This window comes from Halobacteriovorax sp. DA5 (genome assembly GCF_002903145.1).
Lineage (GTDB): Bacteria > Bdellovibrionota > Bacteriovoracia > Bacteriovoracales > Bacteriovoracaceae > Halobacteriovorax_A.
Genome location: NZ_PPDJ01000001.1, coordinates 263,311 through 285,411 on the forward strand (window position 1 = coordinate 263,311; position 22,101 = coordinate 285,411).

At 36.4% G+C, this 22,101-nt stretch carries 23 protein-coding genes; 15 read left to right on the forward strand and 8 right to left on the reverse strand.

Annotation, left to right across the window (positions count from 1 at the left end; genetic code table 11):
- The first annotated feature begins 2 nt into the window (after positions 1-2).
- A complete protein-coding gene (locus C0Z22_RS01295) occupies positions 3-806 on the forward strand; it encodes a DUF2797 domain-containing protein (protein ID WP_199177501.1) in 804 nt (267 codons plus the stop codon).
- On the opposite strand, the gene C0Z22_RS01300 is transcribed toward C0Z22_RS01295, so the two are convergent.
- Positions 783-1,151 (reverse strand): hypothetical protein, encoded by a 369-nt coding sequence (locus C0Z22_RS01300; RefSeq protein ID WP_103216521.1) that lies wholly within the window; start codon positions 1,149-1,151, stop codon positions 783-785. The genes C0Z22_RS01295 and C0Z22_RS01300 overlap by 24 nt on opposite strands.
- A 63-nt stretch (positions 1,152-1,214) precedes the next feature.
- On the opposite strand from C0Z22_RS01300, the gene C0Z22_RS01305 reads away from it, so the two are divergent.
- Entirely contained in the window at positions 1,215-2,066 is an 852-nt protein-coding gene (locus tag C0Z22_RS01305) for an alpha/beta fold hydrolase (RefSeq protein WP_103216522.1), read from the forward strand.
- Here the strand turns inward: C0Z22_RS01305 and C0Z22_RS01310 are convergent.
- Positions 2,063-2,728 carry a type 1 glutamine amidotransferase gene (locus C0Z22_RS01310; RefSeq protein ID WP_103216523.1) on the reverse strand — a complete coding sequence of 222 codons (666 nt, stop codon included), beginning with the start codon at positions 2,726-2,728 and terminating at the stop codon, positions 2,063-2,065. The two genes, C0Z22_RS01305 and C0Z22_RS01310, sit on opposite strands and share 4 nt — an antisense overlap.
- 425 nt (positions 2,729-3,153) lie before the next feature.
- Between C0Z22_RS01310 and C0Z22_RS01315 the strand changes: the two genes are divergently transcribed.
- A complete protein-coding gene (locus C0Z22_RS01315) occupies positions 3,154-3,630 on the forward strand; it encodes a hypothetical protein (RefSeq protein ID WP_103216524.1) in 477 nt (158 codons plus the stop codon).
- A 7-nt stretch (positions 3,631-3,637) separates the two neighbouring features.
- On the opposite strand, the gene C0Z22_RS01320 is transcribed toward C0Z22_RS01315, so the two are convergent.
- The gene (locus C0Z22_RS01320; RefSeq protein ID WP_103216525.1) at positions 3,638-3,826 is read right to left on the reverse strand and encodes a hypothetical protein; all 189 of its coding nucleotides are present in this window, start codon (positions 3,824-3,826) and stop codon (positions 3,638-3,640) included.
- 182 nt (positions 3,827-4,008) lie between these two features.
- The gene (locus C0Z22_RS01325) at positions 4,009-5,265 is read right to left on the reverse strand and encodes a M48 family metallopeptidase (protein ID WP_103216526.1); all 1,257 of its coding nucleotides are present in this window, start codon (positions 5,263-5,265) and stop codon (positions 4,009-4,011) included.
- Positions 5,266-5,336: 71 nt separating this feature from the next.
- Here C0Z22_RS01325 and C0Z22_RS01330 point away from each other — a divergent pair, with 71 nt between their 5' ends.
- The 3 genes from C0Z22_RS01330 to C0Z22_RS01340 are packed head-to-tail and all read left to right on the forward strand — an operon-like array spanning position 5,337 to position 7,719.
- Positions 5,337-6,056, forward strand: coding sequence for an MBL fold metallo-hydrolase (locus C0Z22_RS01330; protein ID WP_103216527.1), 720 nt, complete (start codon positions 5,337-5,339; stop codon positions 6,054-6,056).
- 25 nt (positions 6,057-6,081) lie between these two features.
- Positions 6,082-6,555: a thioredoxin-dependent thiol peroxidase gene (gene bcp, locus C0Z22_RS01335; RefSeq protein ID WP_103216528.1), complete on the forward strand. Its 474-nt coding sequence runs from the start codon at positions 6,082-6,084 to the stop codon at positions 6,553-6,555.
- A 33-nt stretch (positions 6,556-6,588) separates the two neighbouring features.
- A complete protein-coding gene (locus C0Z22_RS01340) occupies positions 6,589-7,719 on the forward strand; it encodes an endonuclease/exonuclease/phosphatase family protein (RefSeq protein WP_103216529.1) in 1,131 nt (376 codons plus the stop codon).
- A gap of 31 nt (positions 7,720-7,750) precedes the next feature.
- Here the strand turns inward: C0Z22_RS01340 and C0Z22_RS01345 are convergent, their stop codons facing one another.
- The gene (locus C0Z22_RS01345; RefSeq protein WP_103216530.1) at positions 7,751-8,761 is read right to left on the reverse strand and encodes a phosphatase PAP2 family protein; all 1,011 of its coding nucleotides are present in this window, start codon (positions 8,759-8,761) and stop codon (positions 7,751-7,753) included.
- Positions 8,762-8,924: 163 nt separating this feature from the next.
- Between C0Z22_RS01345 and C0Z22_RS01350 the strand changes: the two genes are divergently transcribed.
- Together C0Z22_RS01350 and C0Z22_RS01355 are read left to right on the forward strand one after the other, a co-directional pair.
- A complete protein-coding gene (locus C0Z22_RS01350; protein WP_103216531.1) occupies positions 8,925-10,022 on the forward strand; it encodes a hypothetical protein in 1,098 nt (365 codons plus the stop codon).
- A complete protein-coding gene (locus tag C0Z22_RS01355; protein WP_103216532.1) occupies positions 10,010-10,603 on the forward strand; it encodes a hypothetical protein in 594 nt (197 codons plus the stop codon). Before C0Z22_RS01350 ends, C0Z22_RS01355 begins: the two co-directional genes overlap by 13 nt.
- On the opposite strand, the gene C0Z22_RS01360 is transcribed toward C0Z22_RS01355, so the two are convergent.
- From C0Z22_RS01360 to C0Z22_RS01370, 3 genes are all read right to left on the reverse strand, one after another.
- On the reverse strand, positions 10,593-11,546 hold the full coding sequence (locus C0Z22_RS01360; RefSeq protein ID WP_103216533.1) for a thrombospondin type 3 repeat-containing protein: 954 nt from the start codon (positions 11,544-11,546) through the stop codon (positions 10,593-10,595). The two genes, C0Z22_RS01355 and C0Z22_RS01360, sit on opposite strands and share 11 nt — an antisense overlap.
- 98 nt (positions 11,547-11,644) lie before the next feature.
- Positions 11,645-13,015 carry a hypothetical protein gene (locus tag C0Z22_RS01365; protein WP_103216534.1) on the reverse strand — a complete coding sequence of 457 codons (1,371 nt, stop codon included), beginning with the start codon at positions 13,013-13,015 and terminating at the stop codon, positions 11,645-11,647.
- 99 nt (positions 13,016-13,114) lie between these two features.
- On the reverse strand, positions 13,115-13,342 hold the full coding sequence (locus tag C0Z22_RS01370) for a DUF4911 domain-containing protein (protein WP_103216535.1): 228 nt from the start codon (positions 13,340-13,342) through the stop codon (positions 13,115-13,117).
- 142 nt (positions 13,343-13,484) lie between these two features.
- Here C0Z22_RS01370 and C0Z22_RS01375 point away from each other — a divergent pair, with 142 nt between their 5' ends.
- From C0Z22_RS01375 to C0Z22_RS01405, 7 genes are all read left to right on the forward strand, one after another.
- The gene (locus C0Z22_RS01375) at positions 13,485-14,213 is read left to right on the forward strand and encodes a tetratricopeptide repeat protein (protein ID WP_103216536.1); all 729 of its coding nucleotides are present in this window, start codon (positions 13,485-13,487) and stop codon (positions 14,211-14,213) included.
- Between the two features lie 8 nt (positions 14,214-14,221).
- Positions 14,222-16,432: a LysM peptidoglycan-binding domain-containing protein gene (locus C0Z22_RS01380; protein ID WP_103216537.1), complete on the forward strand. Its 2,211-nt coding sequence runs from the start codon at positions 14,222-14,224 to the stop codon at positions 16,430-16,432.
- Positions 16,433-16,519: 87 nt separating this feature from the next.
- Entirely contained in the window at positions 16,520-19,033 is a 2,514-nt protein-coding gene (gene topA, locus C0Z22_RS01385; RefSeq protein WP_103216538.1) for a type I DNA topoisomerase, read from the forward strand.
- Positions 19,034-19,038: 5 nt separating this feature from the next.
- Positions 19,039-19,959 carry a DUF368 domain-containing protein gene (locus C0Z22_RS01390; protein ID WP_103216539.1) on the forward strand — a complete coding sequence of 307 codons (921 nt, stop codon included), beginning with the start codon at positions 19,039-19,041 and terminating at the stop codon, positions 19,957-19,959.
- 91 nt (positions 19,960-20,050) lie between these two features.
- Complete coding sequence (locus C0Z22_RS01395) at positions 20,051-21,163, forward strand: hypothetical protein (protein ID WP_103216540.1); 1,113 nt, start codon at positions 20,051-20,053, stop codon at positions 21,161-21,163.
- Positions 21,151-21,675, forward strand: coding sequence for an FMN-binding protein (locus C0Z22_RS01400; RefSeq protein ID WP_103216541.1), 525 nt, complete (start codon positions 21,151-21,153; stop codon positions 21,673-21,675). Before C0Z22_RS01395 ends, C0Z22_RS01400 begins: the two co-directional genes overlap by 13 nt.
- Before the next feature lie 8 nt (positions 21,676-21,683).
- Positions 21,684-22,100, forward strand: a complete 417-nt coding sequence (locus C0Z22_RS01405; protein ID WP_103216542.1) for a hypothetical protein — start codon at positions 21,684-21,686, stop codon at positions 22,098-22,100.
- The last annotated feature ends 1 nt before the right edge of the window (position 22,101 follow it).

Genomic DNA, 22,101 nt, shown 5'->3' on the forward strand with positions numbered 1-22,101 from the left:
ATATGTTAAGTGGAAATATTCGCAAAATGAAAACGTCTCTTGAGGACGGACTAGCTCACTATCATTTACCTTTAGGTGATGAGCTTCTTTATATGAATGATCTTCTTGAAAAGAAGATCAAGCTAAGTTTTGATGGTCAGATAAACTCTGTCTATTCTGGTGAGTTAATTAAGAAATCATATTCCCAAGGCTACTCTTATAAAGAAATGATTACACTTGCACAATGTGACACGTGTATCGTAAAGCCTGAGCTATGCCATTTTCATAAAGGAACATGTCGCGAGCCAGAGTGGGGAGAGAAGAATTGTATGATTCCTCACTATGTTTATCTTGCTGTATCATCTCATGTGAAAGTAGGGATCACACGTCACACGCAAATTCCTACTCGTTGGATTGATCAAGGAGCATCGTATGCTCTACCTATTTTAGAGGTACCTGATCGAAAAACTTCTGGAGAGATCGAGGTTGAGATTGCAAAGGCATTTTCGGATAAGACTAATTGGCGCAAAATGCTTATGAATGAAGTTGCAGATGAAGATTTAGAAATGCTTCGCGATCAGATCTATGATGACTTTGCAGACTTAATTGATAGTTTTGGTCTTGATGATATTGAAGAAGAGGTGACTCATATTGAATATCCAGTAATTGAATTTCCAAAGAAGGTTAAGTCTCTTGGTTTCGATAAGAATCCTGTTATTGAGGGGACTTTAATGGGAATAAAAGGTCAGTATCTTATTTTAGATACAGGTTGTGTGAATATGCGAAAGCATGGTGGTTACTTTTTAAATGTCGAGGTCGACGTCTAGGCCACATTCTTTAGCGTGGAGCTGAACCATATTCCTCACTTCTTTTGTTGAAACTAAATGGTCAAGAAGCGAAAACTTCTGCGTTAGAGGAATCGCACAACCATTGTCGCATTTAGCATCAGAAGTGATGATATTCACATGTTCTACTGGCTTCGTATTTTGAAAGCTTGCCATCCATTTGAAATGCTCAAGAATCTTATCTGAAATATTCTGAGCTATTTCACTACGTCTTTCTAAGTTGTATAGAAAGCGGCCAGTATCTTTTTGGCGGCCATTAACTAATATATGAATGACGCCTTTTTCTTTTAGATGTACACTGTTACTTAAACACTTTGGACAAAACATTACTTTTCCTTAAATTTAAGTATAATTATAAAAGCTAAATAAAAATTAATCAAAGGGTAAAATATGGAGCCAATTAAAAGAGCGATTCCTATGCGTGACGGTGTCAAATTGTATACCGAAGTCGTTGAGCACGGTGCTAAGTACTGGCTAATAGCGACTCATGGAATAGGTGAGCATTTAGGTCGACATAAATACCTACAAGAAATTTTTGGCTTTGATGTAAACGTTTTTCAATATGATCTTCGTGGTCATGGCCGAAGTGGTGGAGAAAAAGCATATATCGATCCATTTGAGCAGTATATGTTAGACCTTGAAGATTGCCTTAAGCATTTAAGAGAGAATTATAAAATGGAAGATTATATTCTCTATGGGCATTCGATGGGTGCTCTAATCACTTGTGGCTTCACTCAGAATAACTTAAAAGATGGCCCAAAACCTAGAGCTATAATTGTAAACGCTCCTCCTGTTGGAGTAGGTGGTCCCTTCGCAAAGTTTGTTAATAAAGTGAAAGGCAAGTTCTTTAGCAAGCTGGCCTCGATTAAAATGTCGATACCACTTGGTGGCCTTGTTGACTTAAATACATTATCTCACCGTAATCAAGTTGTTGAAGAATTTAAGAACGATCCGTTTAATCTTCAAAAGCTTCACACTAAACTTCTACTTGAAATGGTTTCCTGTAGTAAGAAGGTATTTTCAAAGCCTATTAATGATGAAGTGGAGAAATATATTTCTTATGGAACTGCTGATGAGCTAGTTAGTGTTCCTGAACTTGAAAGGTACTTAAAGGAAGTAGACACAAGTTTTACGATTACAAAGATAGAAGGCGCACGACACGAACAATATCAAGAAATTGAAAAGTATCGTACACCTTATTTTAACTATCTTAGGGAAATAGTTAAAAAACTAATTTTCTAACGAGTTTGAATATAGTCGATAAAATTTTTGATTACTTTACGTCCACCTTCGTAACCTGACTTTAGCTCTTCATCTGAAAGAGTCATCTCAATATGACTATCGACAAAATCTTGCGATGCCTCAGGGTGGCCTTGGAAGCTAAAGAATGGAAGAGTCTCATGAGCGATCCCATCAAGGAAGCAATCATTTGAAGTTGCTAGGTGAACAAAACCTTTTGGAAGCTCTTTCACTTCGTAGTGATGGGTAATAAAGAGACTAAATTCTTCACCCTTATTAAAACCAAATTTATCCATGAGAATTTTTGTTTTTCTGGTCCCTTCAAAAAGCTGATTATCAGGTTTAACCATATCAACTGTTGAGCCAAAGATGTCGGCAATCAGTTGATGGCCAAAGCAAATTCCCATAACAGGGATATCTTGTTCTAATTTTTCTTTCATACGTTTAGCAAGATCGACTTGCCAATCAAGTCTTTGGTAGACGTTTGAGTCTGAGCCGAAAATGATATAGCCACTGGCCTCTTCAATTTTATCTAGTGAGTCACATCCAAATTGAGATACCCAATGATATGTCGTTGGTATATTAAAATTTTGAATCATTTGATTCATACAATTGTAAGACGGATTGTTGATAGCACAGTCAATGATAGCAATAGGCTTCTTCATAATTTCACCTTCTAAGCTCGAATAAAAATGCGTTAATTAATGAGGGCATAATCTAACAAAATTGTTAAAAAGCTAAAAGAAGTTTGTCGAAAAAAGAAATTACTTCTTATGAAAATTGACACTTTAATAAGTTCCGTTACACCTCAAACTTTTGGCACTTTTCAAATTAAAGTTTGAAAAATCAGTATTTTTAAAGGTCAAATATTTAAATACAATGAAAAACATTTGAAATTTATAACTTACCAAGACTTGGTAGGGCCTAAATGTGAATTCAATACCTTTCAATTTTGTCTCGAATCTAAAAAAAAAATACTTTGTTGATATGAGTTAAAGGGCTAATTTTATATAGAATCTAACTAAAAACAGGTTAAAGTTAAGCTAAGAGTTAACCGATAAATAAATTAAGATTAATTCGGGGGGATATCTTGTCAACTGCCAAGAAATTAGATCAAGACAATATTGAGAAGCCAGCAACTTCTGCAGAAGTGTCAAAGGTTTCAGCTTCTTCTAAAGATGAAAATCCATCTAATGTTCTAGAGTTTTCTATTACGAATCAGATCAAAAGTGTTGATTTATCAAAGTTAGGTGAAAGTTCTGAAGAGAGCACTGGTAGTTTAAATAATCTTGATCTAAGTGCTAAGCCAGTAGGCGATATCACTCATACACAAATCTTAAATTTAGCAAAAAGTTCAACTGAAGTGGATGTGCTTGAGGCACAGGTGAAGTTAATCGCCCTTTTTGTATCTGAGGCCAGACTACTTGAGGGCGAGCTGAATAAGTATATTCACGCAATTCACAAACAAAGCCCACAGTCTAAGAAGTATCTTCTTCAAATGAGGAAAGTTGTTAAAGACTTTTCTAATATTGAAAAGATTCTTGAGAAGGCCAGGTCCGTAAAATAAGCTGGAATTAGCGACTTGCTATTTGAAGTAGCTTATCCTCTTTTGTCTTCTTTGAGTCACCCTCTTTTTTAGAATCTTTTTCATCTTTTTCAGGCCCTTGGTCTTCAACTGGAATACTCTTTAAGATCTCAGTTGCAGATACATTCATGTTAATACCAAGACATGCGATTACGGCCATTGCTAGTAAAAGTTTCATAATTTCCTCACGTATAGAATTATGCTTAGAATAGGAAGGATTTAGGCCTTAGACAAAGAGAATCGGTCCGGTGTAGTAATTTTTTTAAACATGTAAGATTGAGATGGGATTCTTACAATGGAGAGGACATTTTTAAGAGTGAGGGTAAGTTTAAGCGGTGCCAAACTTACCCTGAATATTTATTATTTTTTGATAAATGTTTCTAGAAACTTCACCCTTGTCAGTGCTGGTGGGTGAGAGTGGTAAAATGAGCTGTAAACTGGATCTGGAGTCAATGTACTAGCGTTATCCTTATACATCTTCACTAGAGCGTTAATAAGCTCCTGAGGATTTGAATGAATTGATGCAAATTCATCAGCTTCAAATTCATACTTTCTCGATGCCCAAGATGAGATTGGAGTAATAAAGAAAGTATAGATACCACTAACAAGTAAAAATAGAGTTAGGGCCATGTAAGTTTGAGTTGTATGTACTCCATGCATTTCGAAGAACCATGATGTTTGCATCAGCTGACCTAGGATAAAAAGACCAATGAAGCTGAAGACGAAAGCTTTAATCATCATTTTAAGGATATGCTTACGCTTGAAGTGACCTAGCTCGTGAGCAAGTACGGCCTCTACTTCTGAAGCGCTTAATGTATTAATCAGAGTATCAAAGAAGACGATACGCTTATTCTTTCCAAAGCCTGTAAAATAAGCGTTTCCATGTCCACTCCTACGTGAAGCATCCATCACAAAAAGCCCCTTACTTTCAAAATCGACACGCTTTAAAAGATCAAGAATTCGCTCTTTTACCTCTCCTTCTTCAAGTTCTGTAAATTTATTGAAAATTGGTGCGATAAAAGTTGGGTAAATCCACATAAGTAATAGTTGGAACACACTTAGAAATGCCCATGCATATGCCCACCAATACTGTCCTAAAGATTCCATGATCCAAAGAATTCCATAGATTAGTGGAGTTCCGATAATTAGTCCTAGCAGTGAGCCTTTAATCATATCCATTACGAAAGTTTTAAAAGTTGTTTTGTTAAATCCATACTTTTCTTCGATAACGAAAGTTGAGTAAAGGGCCTCTGGTAGGCCAAGTATTGAATTAATGAAACTGAATGCCAAAATGAAAACCGTTCCAGTTAATAGCGGTGATAATCCAAGTGTCAGAATTGATTTGTTAAGTGCGTCAAGTCCACCACCTAGAGTCCAAACAACAAGAATAATATAGCCCAGAAAGTTGAACAGTTGTCCCTTATTAAGCTTCTCCATAGTGTAGCGAGCAGCTTTCTGATGCTCTTCTAGTGAGATCTTGTCAGCGAATTCTTCCGGTACAGCATTAAAGTGTTTACCGATATGTTTAATATTTCTCTTATCTAGGTAAGCCTCAATTAATCCTTTGATACAAAGGACTGAAATAAATACTTTTGATGCGATCGTAAGATTGACCATATGCTTCCTTTTTTTTAACTTCTATATTTGTTATGACCTCTATATCATGACAAAAAAAAAGGTATTTGCCTATGAATGTTCACCAAATTTATACCGATTCACCTCTACGCAATTACAACTACATTGTCGAAATGGGCAATGCAGAAGTTGCTGTAGTTGATCCTATCTATCCCGAATTAATCAACGAATGGTTGGCCAATAATGATCGTCAACTTGCAGTGATTTTACTCTCGCATGGACACTATGATCACGTGGCAGGTGTTGAGGCATTAGTAAAAGAGCATGGCGCTCAGATCTGGGGCCATAAAGATAGTTTTGAAACAATTGACCGAATACTCGTTGATGGAGAAAGAATTTCAACCGCATTAGGGGAAATGGAAGTCATCGAGACTCCAGGACACACGATGGACCACTTATGCTTTCTATTTTTTGAATCAGCTAAGCAGGTTGAGATCATTACAATGGATACGATTTTTAATGCAGGCATTGGAAATTGTAAAAATGGCGGCAATCTTGAAGTCTTCGTTAAGACTATTTTAGCACTTAATGAAAGAGTCGAGGATCAGGTTATTTTATGGCCTGGCCATGATTACATTATTAACAATCTAAACTTTACCTTGGCCAATGACCCAGAGAATGAGGCAGCTAAAGAGTTACTTGAGCGAGTGCAATCTGAAGGTAGCATTGGATTTCAAACCAATTTTGAAACAGAAAGGAGAGTTAACCTCTTCTTGATGTCGAGTGATAAAGAAAGAATTAAAGACTTAAGAAAGAAAAGAGATAATTGGTAAATTAAAAACAATTAAAGGAGTTGATATGAGTTTTCCAAAAGTTGGAAATATGGCGCCAGCATTTACAATGCTTAACCAAGATGAGCAAAAAGTAAGCCTTAAAGATTTTAAAGGTGAGAAGAACGTTGTTCTTTATTTCTATCCAAAGGCGATGACACCAGGATGTACAACACAAGCTTGCGGTATTCGTGATTATAAGAAAGAGTTCGCAAAGGCCGATACAGTTGTTTTGGGTGTGTCTCCAGACGAGCCAGCACGTCTTGTGAAATTTATTGAAAAACAAAAACTGAATTTTGACCTTCTATCAGATCCAGAGCACAAGTCGATGGATAAGTATGGTGTTTGGGGACTTAAGAAATTCATGGGTAAAGAATACATGGGTGTTATCAGAACGACTTTTATTATTGGCAAAGACGGTCGTCTGAAATATGTAATGGATAAAGTGAAAACTAAGTCACACCATGAAGACGTACTTAACTGGATTAAAGAGAATCTATAGACTCTGTCTTTGAATTTTTAGAAGAGGAAGTATATGAAGGCCCTAATTTTATTTTTATTATTTTCAACGACTTATGCAGCAACAATTGAAGTGATGTCTTATAACGTTGAAAACTTATTCGATACGCAAAAAGATGAAGGAAAGAACGACTGGTCATACCTTCCAAAGAATACTAAAGGAAAAGTTGAAGCTTGTAAGAAGGTTTCATCTAAGTACCGTCGTGAAGAATGTTATTCTGCAGATTGGACTCAAGAGAAACTTGATCTTAAGCTATCTCAAATTAAAGACGTTGTTCTTAAAGAAAGAAAAAAACTTCCAGATTTATTAGTAGTTTCAGAAATTGAAAATGAAAACGTAATCGGACAACTTGCGAAAGTTTTAGGTTATAAGAAATTCTATACATCTAATTCACCGGACTACCGTGGAGTTGACCTTGCTGTTCTTTTTAATGAAACAAAAGATTTCAAGTATGTTTCAAAAAGAGAGCATGTTCTAAAGAGTGATTACTTAAAGAAGAGACCTTCTCGTAATATCTTTGAAGTACAATTTAAGTTAGGAAATAATGACTTATATGTTTTTGCTAACCACTGGCCAAGTTTAGGAAACCCTGATGAGGCAAGAGTAACAGCGGCAACAACTTTAAAATCTAGAATTGATGAAATCATGAAGAAAAATGCTAAGGCATCAGTTCTTGCTGTCGGTGACTTCAATACGATTCCAGAGCTAAAGGAAGCTGGCAATAAGCACCCAATGCGTGACGTTCTTTTAAAGGATGGAACGATAGTGGATGTTGAAAAGGTATTTCGCTCAGAAAAATCAAATGCAAAGAAAGTGCAAGAAATGCCACCGGGGACTTACTACTATGCTAAAAATTCTCAGTGGAATCACTTAGACCGCGTCTTTGTACCAAAGGTTATGCTAGGTGATAAGCATCCTATTAGAGTTGATTTAAAATCTTACAAGATTTATGCACCAGATTTTATTCGCCAACCTCAACCTCAAAGTGTTTATGAAGAAGACATTGAAGAGATGAGAGATCGCGGATTTAAAGTAGAGACAAAGAAAGTGCAAACAGCACCGAATCGTTATGATCACTTAGCAACTAAGAAAGCTAAGGCTGGATACTCTGATCACTTTCCACTTGTTTTCGAATTAAATTACTAAAAAAAGAAAGGCCCTTTAAAAGGGCCTTTTTTTATTTATCAAATACGCTGTTAAAATATAGTCTTGTACATTCTCTAACTGGATCAACACCAGCTGGGTTCTCTTGATAGAAATCCTTACACTTTTTCATGAAGTCTTGAGCATAAGTATCTTTCTTTTTTCTTCCGCGAAATTCAAAGTGAAAACCAACGTAATCAGGAGCAACAACTGGGTGAATCGACATATCCCACTTTTCGTTTCTTTCTGGGTTGTACTCACTTGCATAAATTAGTTTACCTGTTATGTGACCTACAAGAGCACCAATAGCAACATCACTTGCCCAGTGTGCACGGTCGTGAACACGTGACCAACCACCAATAGCTGCTGCTGTATACGCAAGAACAGGGATGAATTTTGATTCATCTTTGTAGTGTTCTGCAATTACTGTCGCAAATGTAAAAGCTGTCGTAGTATGTCCCGAAGGAAATGAAACGTTATCGTTATCCCAATTAAATCCAGTAAAATCATTCTTATCTTCTGTTTTGTTTGGTCTAACACGGCTAAAAGTCATCTTAGCAGCTCTTGTGATTAGTCCCGATAATACAGTTGCCTTAAGTGCAACTTTTGAGATTCTTTTGATCTCATCATTTTGAATAACAACACCTAGAGCGTAACCTGCGGCAGAAAGTTGGATAGGGTAACTTCCAGCTTTTTCACCCCAGAAAGCAATTTCTTCTGAAACTTCTGTACGATTGTCTTGAGCAAATTGCATTAACTCTTCATCGTTATTAAATAGTAAAATTGCCGTACCAGCAGTTGCTCCAATCAGTGCAAGCTCGCCATTTGTAAGGCCAACAGGAAGCGTTTGATAAGAAGGAGCGAAAGTATATTCACCGTAACGGTTAATAATTCCATCTTCGGCGTAGCGAGGTTGAAATACACTATCTTCTCCCATTCCTGGGCAGTGACCATCTCTTAAGAAATCTTCTACTAAGCATTCAGCTTGAGCATTAATTACGAATACTAGGCATGCCAATATTCTTAAAAACTTACGTCCTCTCATAAATTCTCCCTAAACAAAATTATATTTGTGCCATTATATCTTGATAGGTAAATCACTAGTGTGTTTTTGTTGTATTTACATAGGGGCTACAAATTTTAGACAGTTAGATGGCGGTAATATATTTCCTCAATTTTTACAGATAAAATTAAGTTAAAATAGTTGAATGAGGGGAATTTTAATTCTAATTTTAACTATTTACGGCCTATGTGCATATTCATCAAATGACTTTAAATACCAAGATCGTTCGAATGATTTTAAAGGGTTAGCTAAGTCCCTTATTGCTGAATATGAGTATCAGGACTTCAGTGGCTTTTATCAAAACTACTCAGAGCACTTCTTGGCCAATCAAGTTTTTACTAAAGGAAGTGAAAGGTTCTTAATTAAGCTTGGACTAGAGGCAGATTCTAATCATTTAAATAAATTTATAGAACTTGAAAGAGGAGAGGTTGTAAACTTCAATGTTAATAGCACTCCAGTATCTATCTATTTTGAAAATATCTCAAAAGTTGAAAAATATAAGATCGTAAAAAGTGTAAAGGGCTTTGTTGCAAAACAGATTAAGAAAGGTAGCTTTAAGAAGTACACTCTCTTAGATCTAATTATTCCAAAGGCCCACGCATTAGAGTGTGAAAATCAGCTTGAAGAGATTGTTAATATCAATGATCTCCAAGCTCCAATTGATAAGTTCAATAAAGACTATCTGATGTCACAAGCAAGTGGCTGTGTACAGAAGGCGCTTAGTGCTGCATGGGCAAGGACTGGCGGGCTTGTTCAAGATGTTGGAAGTGGGGTTTGGAATTTTATAAAATCTCCAGTTAAGTCAGCAAAGAAATTTTGGAATAGTGCAGTCGATACTTATGAGACAACAAAAGAATTCATTACGCAAATTGATGAAAGGTTGGCCGCTCTTGGGGATGCCCTTGGCGCTATGTCAGTTGAGTCGCAAGTTCAATTAGTTTGTGCACTTGTGGGGAATTTAGGATCTAACGTTCTTCTTAATGTTATTATGAAAGGTCCACTAGGTCTTGCTAATGCTATGACTTCGTTAGCGGACTTATCAAAAAGGGTGACATCATCAGCAAAATTTCTCCAACTTCTTGATCAGTTAAAGAATGTTGGAAAGTTAGGAAAGGATAAAGTCGGGGAATTGATTAATAAAGTTCTTACGACAAATAATAAAGAGGGTCTTGATAAGGTAAATTCTCTTTCATCAGCTAATTACGTAAACCTTACAGTGGAGTATGCAGCATGCGCGCTTTAATTATATCAATACTCATCACTTCTAATTTCAATATTGCTGCTTCAGGAAAGAAGTGCAAGGATCTAGATGAAAAGGTTACAAGAGCGATCGAGTCTCAAAAGATAATGAGTCAAAGAGGAATTAAAGGCGAGATTAGACAGGAGATGACAAGTCTTCTTGATCGAGGTGTTGAGATCGATCCAATGTTTTTTCAACAGATGATTTATCGTAAAGGGTTCAAAACAAGTGGCTTTAAAGACAAAGGCCTTCTTGTGGGGCACGCAAAGAAGCACGGTGATGAATTTAACTTTGTAAGTGATAAGCAATACTTAAAAAATGCAGAGAAGTTTGCTCGCTCTAGTGATGATAACATCATCTCATTTAGAAGTAAGAATGATATTTATCGCTACAATCCAGTTTCAAACGAGTTTCAAGTTATCGAGCGCTCTGGAAAGGTCATCGGTACCTATTATAGGCCAGATCTAAGAAAGCTAAATGCTGCACGAAAACGAGAGAATTTACCCCCATTTAAAAGTGTAACTGAATGGTTCATTAAGAATAAATGGGAGCGTTTTGTTTTAAATAGTGATTTTAAAAAATAGAGAATAAATCATTAAAAATTTTGAAAGCATAACTTTTTGTGAATGCTTCAAAGTTAGTAAATCTCTTTTCAAAACTTTTTTCTTTTGAATTCTCTTGATACAGGTAAGCTGTTGCAGCTTCTGCAAACATTTCTTCAGGTGAAACTGTCGAGTATGCAGAAGGGAAGTTATCATACACTAATAAATCATTAGTATTTGTTAATCTTAGTTTGGCTTCAGAAAGATTAATTTCTGGATAATGTTGGTCGTTATTATGCTGATATGTAAAGTATCTTTCATTTAAAGACCAACCAACAGAGCTGATGAAATCTTGATATAGCTTTGGATTTTCTTTTTGAACAAAGTGAAAGAACTCATGTGTAAGTGTTAGATTGATTTCTTCATCATTCTTTAATTGATCTTTATAGATAACAACTTGTTTCCACTCTTCATCATACTTACCTTTTGTAAGCCAGTTCGTTGGATGTGTTGTTTCAAAAATGACGAATTTTAAATTTTGCGTTGTCTCAGTAAAGCCAATGTCGAGTAACTCTTTAACAAGACGGATTTGTTTCAAACTAATTTCTGCAGCTGGGATGATTAGGACATTATAATCATCATAAATCTCAAGTTGTAATGAACTTGCCTCAGATCTCTCTTCGTCAGTAATATTGTCGCTAAACTCAAAATCAACAAAGTCGATAATGCCATTGTTATTGATATCACTTCCTACTTTTGATTTATCCTCTGGAAATTCATCAATGATATTGTCGTAACCATCACCATCAATGTCATTATCCATAGCATCTGGGATTCCATCGAAGTCTTGATCGAGAAAGATGAAGTAGTTATCATTTCTAATCACATCTTTTTCTATGAAAGTTTGATTAATTGTATAGCGAAGCTTTTCATTAATAGAAATGAGATTGAAAGTTATTGAAAATGCACTTTTTGCAAAAAGCATCGAAATAGCGAAAATCCCTAAGGGCCAGAGTTGGCCCCTTAGAGAATTCTTAAATATGTTTTTTTTATTGAAAATCATTTAGCTAGTTAGTCCATTTCTTAGTGGTAGTGAGCTGACCAAATATCTGCCCATGCTTCAATAAAACCACCATGTCCACCAACTAGTGCATAAGATAGGATCGCAGCAGGGAAGTATAGAGGTCCAAGTAGTGCCGATTGTTTAGCATGACCAGCTTCGTGTCCAGAAGCGAAACGGTATCCTGAGCAGAAGTCTAATTCAAAAAGTCCTGCAGACATTTTACCTGGAACAATACCAAGTCCACATACGTCAGCGTAGATCTGCATTTTTGAAGCAGCAATTCTGATACGTGGAAGATCAAATTCAATCATTCTTGCATAACGGTATGGTGTTACTGCTTCAAGGAAGTTTATGAATAAGTTAACTCCACGGCTTACTGGAACTAGTAGTACTTTAGTTGCAACAAATGCTCCACCAACCATTGTGTTAATTAGACCCCAAGAAAGGTTTGAGGCAACAACAAATAGGTGCATAAGAGGGTGATCTGGATTCGCTGGGTCAAATAAAAGTGACTTCTTTCCAAATACATTTTCGTAAGTCATTAGGGCCTTATCAAATTCAGCTCTTTGCTCTTGTGTTAGAGCTTCTTTTTTATACTCACTGAATTTTTCAAGTTTTTCAGCATTTTCTTGCTTCCCAGTATTAAGAAGATTGTTGATATTTTCACTTAATTCTGGAGAAAGAATATTTGCATCTCTCATCGCCTTTAGCTTAGTAAGAGTCTTCTTAGCATCTTGGTCGATGATTTTCATCATTCCGATATAGGCCATATGCTGTTGAAGAACTTCAAGTTTGAATGCTTCATCATTTTCAGTAAAACGTTGCATTTTATCAGAAGAGATCTCTTCGATATAACCGATTGAACGTTTTGAATAACCTTCACTTAGATTTCTCATATAAGTAAGAGAGTAGAGTGCAAGAACTTCATTCTGCGCCATTTGTTCTGGTGTATTAATGAGACGATTATTTTCATCTTTACGGTAAGAGTCTTTTCCAGCATCAAAAGTAATCGCGTGAATATCAAGTGTTAGATCTTTTACTTGCTTCATCCAATTACGAATTTTCTCTTTACTCTCATTATATTTTTCAACTGTACGAACTCTTCTTTTGCGATCGTTAGAGCCATAAGTTTGTTTCGAATCAGTCCATGTCTCAAGCTTTGGAGCACTATTAATGAGTTTCGCAATTTGCTCAGATTTAATCTGTAACTCATTTGCCATCATAAGTTTAGAGTCAGATAAGTTTGATTTTTCAGAGCTTTCAAGGCTTAGCTTGAAATCATTAAAATGATTGTTGATGCCTTTATTGGTAACGACCTTACAAGATGCCATTTGAAGGCAGGCCAATACACATAGGGTAGTATTAGCAACTTTTTTAATTGCTGGTGACATAATCTCTCTCCGTTTTTTGGTTTACGGTTTTTTGGGAGTTATATCATTTAATTTGATTGAGTTAGTCGGGTTTGAAAACTTCTCGTAGATGTACAAAATTTAGTCAATAAATTGAAGATCAATTTCTTGAGCTAATTTATTCAGTAAGTACTTAACTTCAGGCACAAGACTAGGGTGTGCTTGAACAATAATGTCGCGATGGCCTTCGTGCTTGTCGCCTTCGATTGTTGAGTAGAAACATAGGCCTTCATTTGCTTCAAGTTGAAAGTAGAAATATGCTGATTCTTTCTTTGGTACTCTTACAATTGTTTTAAATATCTCACTCATAAAATACTCGACAAGTTTGTTTTTTATTTAGTTATTTGGCTTGGCAGTCTTTGCCTATGCACGAAATTTCATTGACTTAAACGCTTTGTAACCTAAAATATTATTAAAGGCCACTCTTTTATCAAGTCATGGAGGACTACAAGTGAAAGATTTCAGGAAGAGATTTCCACTCACTTCAGTATTAATTTTAGCTTTGGCAACGACATCTTGTTCGTGGTCAAAAAGAAAAACTCTTTTTGATGAAGAAGGCTATCCAATTGAAGAAGATAAGCAAGTAGCAGCTAAACAACAAATGGTTCCAAAGGCCCAGTACGATCAACTTCTAGAAAAGTACGACAAGCTTTTAAAAGATACTAAAGCACCAAGCTTAGCAGAGCAATACAAGGCCAAAGGTGGCAAAGAGTCTGCCGAGCAAGTACAGCTGAGTATGATTGATGATCTACAAGGTGCAAAAGGTAATAATGTTGCTGAGACTGTAGATGTTTTTGCTAATGAAGTGGTAGCACAAAAGAAGCAAGAACAAACTGACGATGTTCTTCTACAAAAAGAATTAAATCTTTTAAAACAGGCCGAAGGTTTAATGGCCCAAAATCGCCTTGATCAATCGTTAACAATTTTAAAAGATCTTGAGGGGTCAAGACATAGCCAAATTAAAGTAAGAGCAAAGTTTTATCTAGCAGAAATGCTTTTTGCACAACAAGAATTTGATCTTGCTATGCAATTATATGAAGAAATTCTTAGACAACACGCTTTTTCAGGTCTTGTTATTAAGAGTTTAGGAAGACTAATTGTTTGTACAGATAAATTAAAATTAGCAAAGAAGAAAGAGAAGTATTATTCAATCCTTCACGATTTCTTTGGTGAAGCATAGGGCATAGTTTGAAGAAGAAAAATCTAAGCTTATTCTTTTGTATCGTATCTCTTCTCATGAGCATGGGACAAGTGCGTGCGCAAGATGATCTTAAGGATCTAGAGCTTTTAGATGATAAAGACCTTCTTATGCTTTTAGAGGAAGAAACAGATCAGCCTCAGCAAACGGATGTTTCAGATGAAGTCCTTTCAGACGAATTAAATTCAATTAAAAGTGATCAAAAGAAAACACTTCCTGGCGAGGAAGTTCTTACTGATGAAAATCTTAAAAAGATTGATGCTAATAATTTAGAGAACGCAGATAATCTTGAAGAGATTGATATACTTGCAAAAGATGTTGATACAAAAACACAAGAGTCTAATGTTGATATTGTAGAGCCTGAAAAAGCTGCACAAAAAAATGTTAGTAATCAAAATGTAACAATTGATAAAAATCTTTTTAATGTAGGAAAGGAAGAGAAAGAGCTTCTAGATCTTGCAAAATTTGTTGAAAAGAAAATTCCAGAAGAAGAGTGGAATGAGCTTGCAACAGCTGCAAAAGTCGATAAGTATATCGTGCAAGATGGCGACTGGCTTTGGAAGATTTCACAAAATCTTTTTGGATCAGGTTTTTATTATTCAAAAATTTGGTCGATGAACCCTCAGATTACAAATCCACACGAAATTGAGCCAGGACAAGTTCTAGTATTTTCTACTGGTAGTGAGAGTTCTTTTCCAAAAGTTGCCTTTGGTTCTTTTGAGGATGATGGAAGTCAAGTTCGTCGTTCTGAGAACGTTAAGGTTGCTTCATCTGGTGCATTCTCAGCATATGGTGACGATATAAAATCAGATTGGTTAAAAGAGAGAAGGACACTTGTAAACAAAGGTGCATTCTTTCAATCACTAACAGAGTCTTCTTATGATGATGTTCTTTCAATGACTGAGATTGAGTTAAATACTGATTATAAAAAGTATGCGCCACCAATTTCTCGTATCATTATTGAAGAGCCAGATACTCAATATGACAAAAATGGTATTTCTTCGATTGAAAGACAAGAGATCACTGTTTCTCATGGATTCTATTTAAATACTTTTCTTACAACTAATCATATTCAAGATTTAGGTTATATCTCAGATAAGCAAGACGAGTCGGTTTTAATTCACAAAGACCAACATATCTACGTTAAGTTTGATAAGAGTGTACAGGTTAGGCCAGGTGATAAGTTTTCAATTTATCAACCAGATGGAAAAGTATCTCACCGTATCTCGGATCGTGAAGGTTTACGCTATACAATTCTTGGTCAAGTTAAGGCAATTCGTGAGTTAGAAGATAATAAGTGGGAAGTTGCTGTTGACGAAATTGTTGAAACTATTGAGCGTGGAGCTAGGCTTACTGTTTATACTCCAAAGATTGCTAAGATCTTTAAGACTTATAACCCACGTCGTATTGAAGCTGCGATTATCGGTTCTTATAAGCAACAAGATCGTGGGCTTGCCCTTGGAAGTGTTGTCTATTTAGACAGAGGTCGAGTTGACGGAGTTGAGCTTGGAAATGTTTTTGAAGTTTACTCTTTTATGGATAGAGGAACAGGAAAACAAATTAGTTCACAACCTACTTATGTAAAAGGTGAGGCAACTGTTATTACTGTAACTGATAACTTTGCTACGGCAGTTGTTTCTTATAGTAACTCAGGGCTTGATCTTGGAGATATTGCTCTGACAAAATCTGAAGCGACAGCAAAGATGGCCGAGCAGTTACACAATAACACACGTGCAAAGAATCTTGGTAAGCAAGAAAACCTTGCTCTTGAAGAACTTGATGTTGAGCTAAACTTAGACAATCTTGGGGAAGATCTGCTTAAACAAGTTGATGAAATTCGTCTTGAAGAGGATGAACTTGAAGAACTTGAACGCCAAGAAAGAGAGAAGTCGATCATTAAGGAACAAGCTCGAGATCTTAAAGAACTAGAGAAGCTTGAGAAAGAATTGATTGATGCTGAAACAAAATTAAATGAGCAAAAGATCGACGAAGATACTTACTTAGAGCGTCAAGACCTGAATTTAATTGAGAAAGGTGTGAAGGCTAAAGATCCTAACGCACTACCTTCAATGAATGAAATTGAATCACAAGAAGGTCTAAAATATATGGATGAAGATCTGAACACTAAGGAAAACCCTTACGGATTGACTCCATATGACATCGAAGAAATTGAAGAACTATTGAATAGTGACTCAAATTAATCTATGCTAGCAAAAAATATGTTAAGATACCCTTGGTGCGTTCCTGTAACGCACCTTGTTTTTTTATAACAGGAGAAAGTGAACGTCATGACACAATCAGAAGTTGTGAGTGAAGCTACAACAAATGCTGCCTCTGACAAGGCCTCGAAAAAAGTAGCAAAAAAAACAACAAGTAAAAAGAAAACAACAAAGAAGAAGACTGCCAAAAAAACAGCAAAGAAAGCTGCTAAAAAAACGGCCAAAAAAACAGCAAAGAAAGCTTCTTCATCTAAAGAAAAAGACTACAAACTAGTCATCGTGGAATCACCTTCAAAGGCCAAAACGATTAAGAAATATCTTGGCCGTGGTTTTCAAGTTGTTGCCTCAAACGGACACATTAAAGACCTTCCAAAGTCTAAACTAGGTGTTGATATCAAAGAAAACTTCGAGATCGACCTTGTTCCTATAGCTGGTAAAGCAGCAAAAATCGAAAGAATTCAAGAATTAGCAAAAGATGCAAGTGAAATCTTCCTGGCACCCGACTTGGACCGTGAGGGAGAGGCCATTGCATTCCATCTTGCTGAAGAAATTGGTAAGCGTAAAAAGATTAGAAGAGTAATCTTCAACGCCGTTACTAAGAATGCTGTAACGAATGCCGTTGAGAATCCAGTAGAGCTAAATGTTAATATGTATGATGCCCAAAAGACTCGTCGAGTTCTTGATCGTCTAGTGGGTTATAAGATTTCACCAATCCTTTGGGATAAGGTTCAACGTGGTATTTCTGCTGGGCGAGTTCAGTCGGTTGCCCTTAGAATTATTGTTGAAAGAGAAGACGAAATTAAAGCTTTTGTTCCAGAGCAATGGTTTTCTATCCATGGTGAAATGGAAAAAAATGGAACTCTTTTTGAATTCAAATACTATGGTGAAGATGCCAAGAAGAAAACAGAACTAACTGATGAAGAGTTCACAAAACAAATTGTAAAAGATGTTAATGGGAAAGAGTTTGAAGTAATTGACGTTAAGAAACGTGAGAGAAAACAAAACCCAACACCTCCTTTTACGACATCAAAGCTTCAACAGGAAGCTGCCAATAAGTTAGGCTTCACGGCAAAAAGAACTATGATGGTTGCGCAAAAACTTTATGAAGGGATTGCAACAACTGACTTTGGTACAGTCGGTCTTATTACTTATATGAGAACGGACTCTGTTAGAACTGAGCCTGAATCATTAAATGCACTACGCGAATACGTAAAAGATCAATACGGTGAAAAGTATTTATCACCGGAGCCTATTGAATATAAGAAGAAGGGAAGTAGTAAGGTTCAAGATGCCCACGAGGCCATCAGACCGACATCTCTTGAATATACTCCAAATCAGCTAAGAGGTGATTTAGAGCCAGATGAACAAAAACTTTATGAGCTTATTTGGAATAAATTCATCTCTTCTCAAATGAGCCAAGCTGTTATTGATCAAACGGCCGTAACTTTTGAATGTGAAGGTCACTTCTTTAAGGCCAATGGTTCAATCATTAAGTTTCCAGGTTTTAGAACTGTTTATATGGAAGCTGCTGCAGAGAAAGCTTCTCGTCGTGGTGGAAATGATGATGAGGATGATAACGACACACCAAAGGCAACAGGTGAGCTACCAGTTATTGAGGTCGGCGAACAAATGCCAGCAAAAAATGGACCTGCTGAGCAGGAACATTGGACTTCTCCTCCTCCACGCTTTAATGAAGCCTCACTTGTTAAGGCTTTAGAAGAGCAGGGAATTGGACGACCATCGACATATGCTTCAATTATTTCAAATATTCAAGATCGTGGTTACGTTGAAAAGGTTGAAAACCGTTTCATGTCAACTGAGCTTGGAACTGTTGTTTGTAAAATGCTTATCGAATCATTCCCAGATGTCATGAACGTTGCTTTTACGGCCAATGTAGAAAAGCTACTTGATAAGATTGAAGACGGTGAAATTAAGTGGAAGAAGGTACTTAAGGAATTCTGGCAAGGTTTTGAAAAGACTCTTGAAAAAGCAAAAGAGGAAATGAAAAACCTCAAGAAGCAAGAAATCCCAACTGGAATTCACTGTGAAAAATGTGAAGACGGAGAGTATCTGATTAAGTGGGGACGTAATGGTCAGTTCCTTGCTTGTCGTAACTACCCGGATTGTACTTCTACTCACGATTTTAAAAAGCACCTTGACGGTAAAATTGAAATACTTCCAAAAGATTGGTTTAGAGATCCGTGCCCTGAGTGTGGAAAACGTCTTGAGGTTAAAAAAGGTAAGTTTGGTCGCTTTGTTCGTTGTGAAGAATATCCAAAATGTGAAACGACACTTCCATATACAATCGATGTAACTTGTCCAAAATGTAAAAAAGGAAAGTTTGCTGAGAAGAAATCTCGTTATGGGAAGATCTTCTACGGATGTACGAATTATCCTGAATGTGAAACAGCTCTTTGGAATGAGCCTAAAGTAATGGATTGTCCTGCTTGTGGATTTGGCGTAATGGGCGTTAAAGAAACAAAGAGATGGGGAAAACAGCTTCAATGTCCTGAGTGTAAACACTCTGTTGATTGGGAAGATACTCCATTTGCAAAAGAAGAAGCACAAGAGAATAAAGAGTAAATAATATGATCAATAAAAATATGGCCCTTGTTTTTTGCAAGGGCTTTCTTATGGGCATTGCCGACCTAATCCCAGGTGTATCTGGGGGAACAATTGCATTTATAACTGGTATTTATGACAAGCTTCTTGAGACTGTTGCGGCCATTGATAAAAATCTTATCAAAGATGTGGTGACATTAAATTTTAAAAATGTTTCAGAGAAGATCGATTTAAAATTCATTATACCTTTGGCAATAGGGATACTCGGTGCCATGCTTTCTTTAGCAAGGCTAATGCACTATCTAATCAATTATCACCCTGTTCCTACATGGGGATTATTTCTAGGTTTAATCTCAGCTTCAATCATTGTGATTGCAAGAGACTTAAAGGATCGTAAGAGCCCTGTGGCCCTAGCGATGGTGGCCCTAGGTGGAGCTATTGGTTTTGCTATTACACAACTTGTTCCGGTAACAACTCCAACTGACTTGTGGTTTATTTATATTTGTGGCCTTATCGGAATTACGGCCATGATCCTTCCTGGTATTTCAGGTTCATTCATTCTTTTAATTTTAGGAAAGTATGAATACGTAACAGGTGCTCTAAAAAATCCATTTCAAGAAGGTGCTCTCGTTATCATTGGTGTCTTTGCTCTTGGCTGTTTAACTGGTCTTGTGAGCTTTTCTAAGGTTTTAAACTTCTTTATGAAGAATTTCCGCGAGCGCACAATGGCATTTTTAGTAGGGATTCTTCTTGGAACTTTATCTAAGGTTTGGCCTTGGAGAGAAGTGACAAAGTCTGTTGTGATTCGTGGCAAGACGAAGGTCTTATCAGAGAGCCTTTATTTTCCAACGGCCCTGACAACAGAAGATATTCTTGCTGTTGCGCTAGTTGTCATCGGCTTCTTATTTGTCTTCATTCTCGAGCGTGGCGCGAATAGAAACAACTAAAAATATTGTCTAGTTTAGTGACTTGACCTTTTATTTAATTCTCATTAACATCCGTTTGGTAATTCAAACAAAAAGTTTAATAGGAGAATAAATGAAGAAGTTGTTTATCGCTTTAATTGCAGCAACTACAGTTAGTGCTGCTACAACACAAGAGTTAGAGAGAAGAATTGATATTCTTTCTAAAGAAGTACAAAGTATGCAAGCTAAGGGCCTATCGTCAAAGGTTAGCCTTGGTGGTTACGGTGAGATTATCTACACTGACAATAGTGAAGGTACTGCACAGTGGGACACGTTAAGAAACGTTCTTTACGTAGGTTATCAGTTTAGCGACAAATGGTCTTTCATGACTGAGATCGAAATTGAGCACGCTGATGAAATCTATACTGAATTTGCAGAAATTCGTTATGCTCACTCTGATCTTTTAAATTTTAAAGCAGGTCTTTTACTTACTCCAATCGGTATCGTAAACACTGAGCACGAGCCAACTCGTTTTATTGGTGTTAAGCGTCCAAGACTTGAAAATGCAATTATCCCAACAACAATGCGTGAAAACGGTCTAGGTATCTACGGTACTTGGAATAATCTTGAATATAAGTACTATATCATGAACTCTCTAAAGTCTTGGGATGGAACGAATGGTTTCTCTGAGACAGGTGTACGTGGTGGACGTCAAAAAGGTGCTCAAGCTCTTGCTGGTCACTGGTCACACGTTGCTAGAGTTGACTATGGTTTTGACTTTGGTCTAGATCTAGGGACATCAATCTATGTAGGTACAACTAACGGTGCAGCACAAGGTGAGCACAATATCTACGATGTTCATTTAGCATATAACTACAAAGGCCTAACAGTGAAGGCATTATATGTTTACTCAACTCTTGATGGTAAAGAATTCTCAGCAGCAACATCAAAAGTTGTAGCTGACGTAATGCAAGGTTATTATGTTGATCTAGCTTACAATATTACTCATGGTAAAACTTACTCAATTATGCCATATGTAAGATACGAAAGTTATAACACTCAAGATGAAGTTGACTCATCTGTTGGTGTAGCTGATAAAGCAAACGATAAAGAAAATATCACAGCTGGTATTATGTATAAGCCACTTGATAAAGTTTCTTTCAAAGCTGATTTCACAAAACTAAACAATGCATCTAATGCAGGTGAATCAGAAGAAGTAAACTTCGGGATCGGATGGGAATACTAAGATTTTCAAATCTATTCAATATAAAGGCAGTAAAGGGGATTTTCCTCTTTACTGTTTTTTTATTTCTGGCAAAGGGAGAAGCTTTTGCTGGAATCAAGGAAACTCTTTCAAAGAAGTATCCTGGTTGTTCGTTTGTTGAGAAGTCTAAATTCTTAACAGATAAAGAGTTTGAAACAATCAAATCGAAGTATCCTACACGTGATATTCGTCGTTTTTACTCGTTTTTTAAGAGAGAATGTAAGAATGAAACGTCTTATGACTTCGTCTTTACAGATACTGTTCGAACGAAGAATCAAGTTCTCCATGTTCACGTGGTTAAAAATAATATTGAAAGTTTAGCGATTGTTAAATTTGAAGAGCCTTCAGAATATAAGGTGAAATCAAATTGGCTATCTCGATTTAAATCTCAGAAGCCCGATTCAATTGATATTGTTTCGGGGGCAACGCTTTCTTCAAATAGTACAAAATTTTTAGTATGGTTGTCGCTATATCTCCAAAAAGATATAATCTAGTTTAAGCTATGACTCCTTCAGAAAAGAATAACCTATTTACCTCAAATTACTTCATTGTTGTTACTGGTACAATCTATTTTGTGGCCAAGTACTTTATGGAGATTCAAGGAGAGTGGGGAGTTGAAACTCATCCTCTTTCTATTTGGATGCAAAAACTACATATCTTGTCGGTACCTTTTCTACTATTCTTTGTCGGTACAATCTTTTCAAATCATATCTACAAAAGAATTCTAAGTGGTTATAAAAAATCTCGTACATCAGGAATTTTTCTTATAGGACTCTTTGTTGCTATGAGTTTATCGGGTTATCTAATTCAGGTAAGTGATAATGATCTTTTAAGGCAATGGTCGGCCTATATCCACCTAGGAGTATCTTTAGTGTGGAGTATTGGCTTTACTTACCATCACATAACAGCAAATCGTTAAA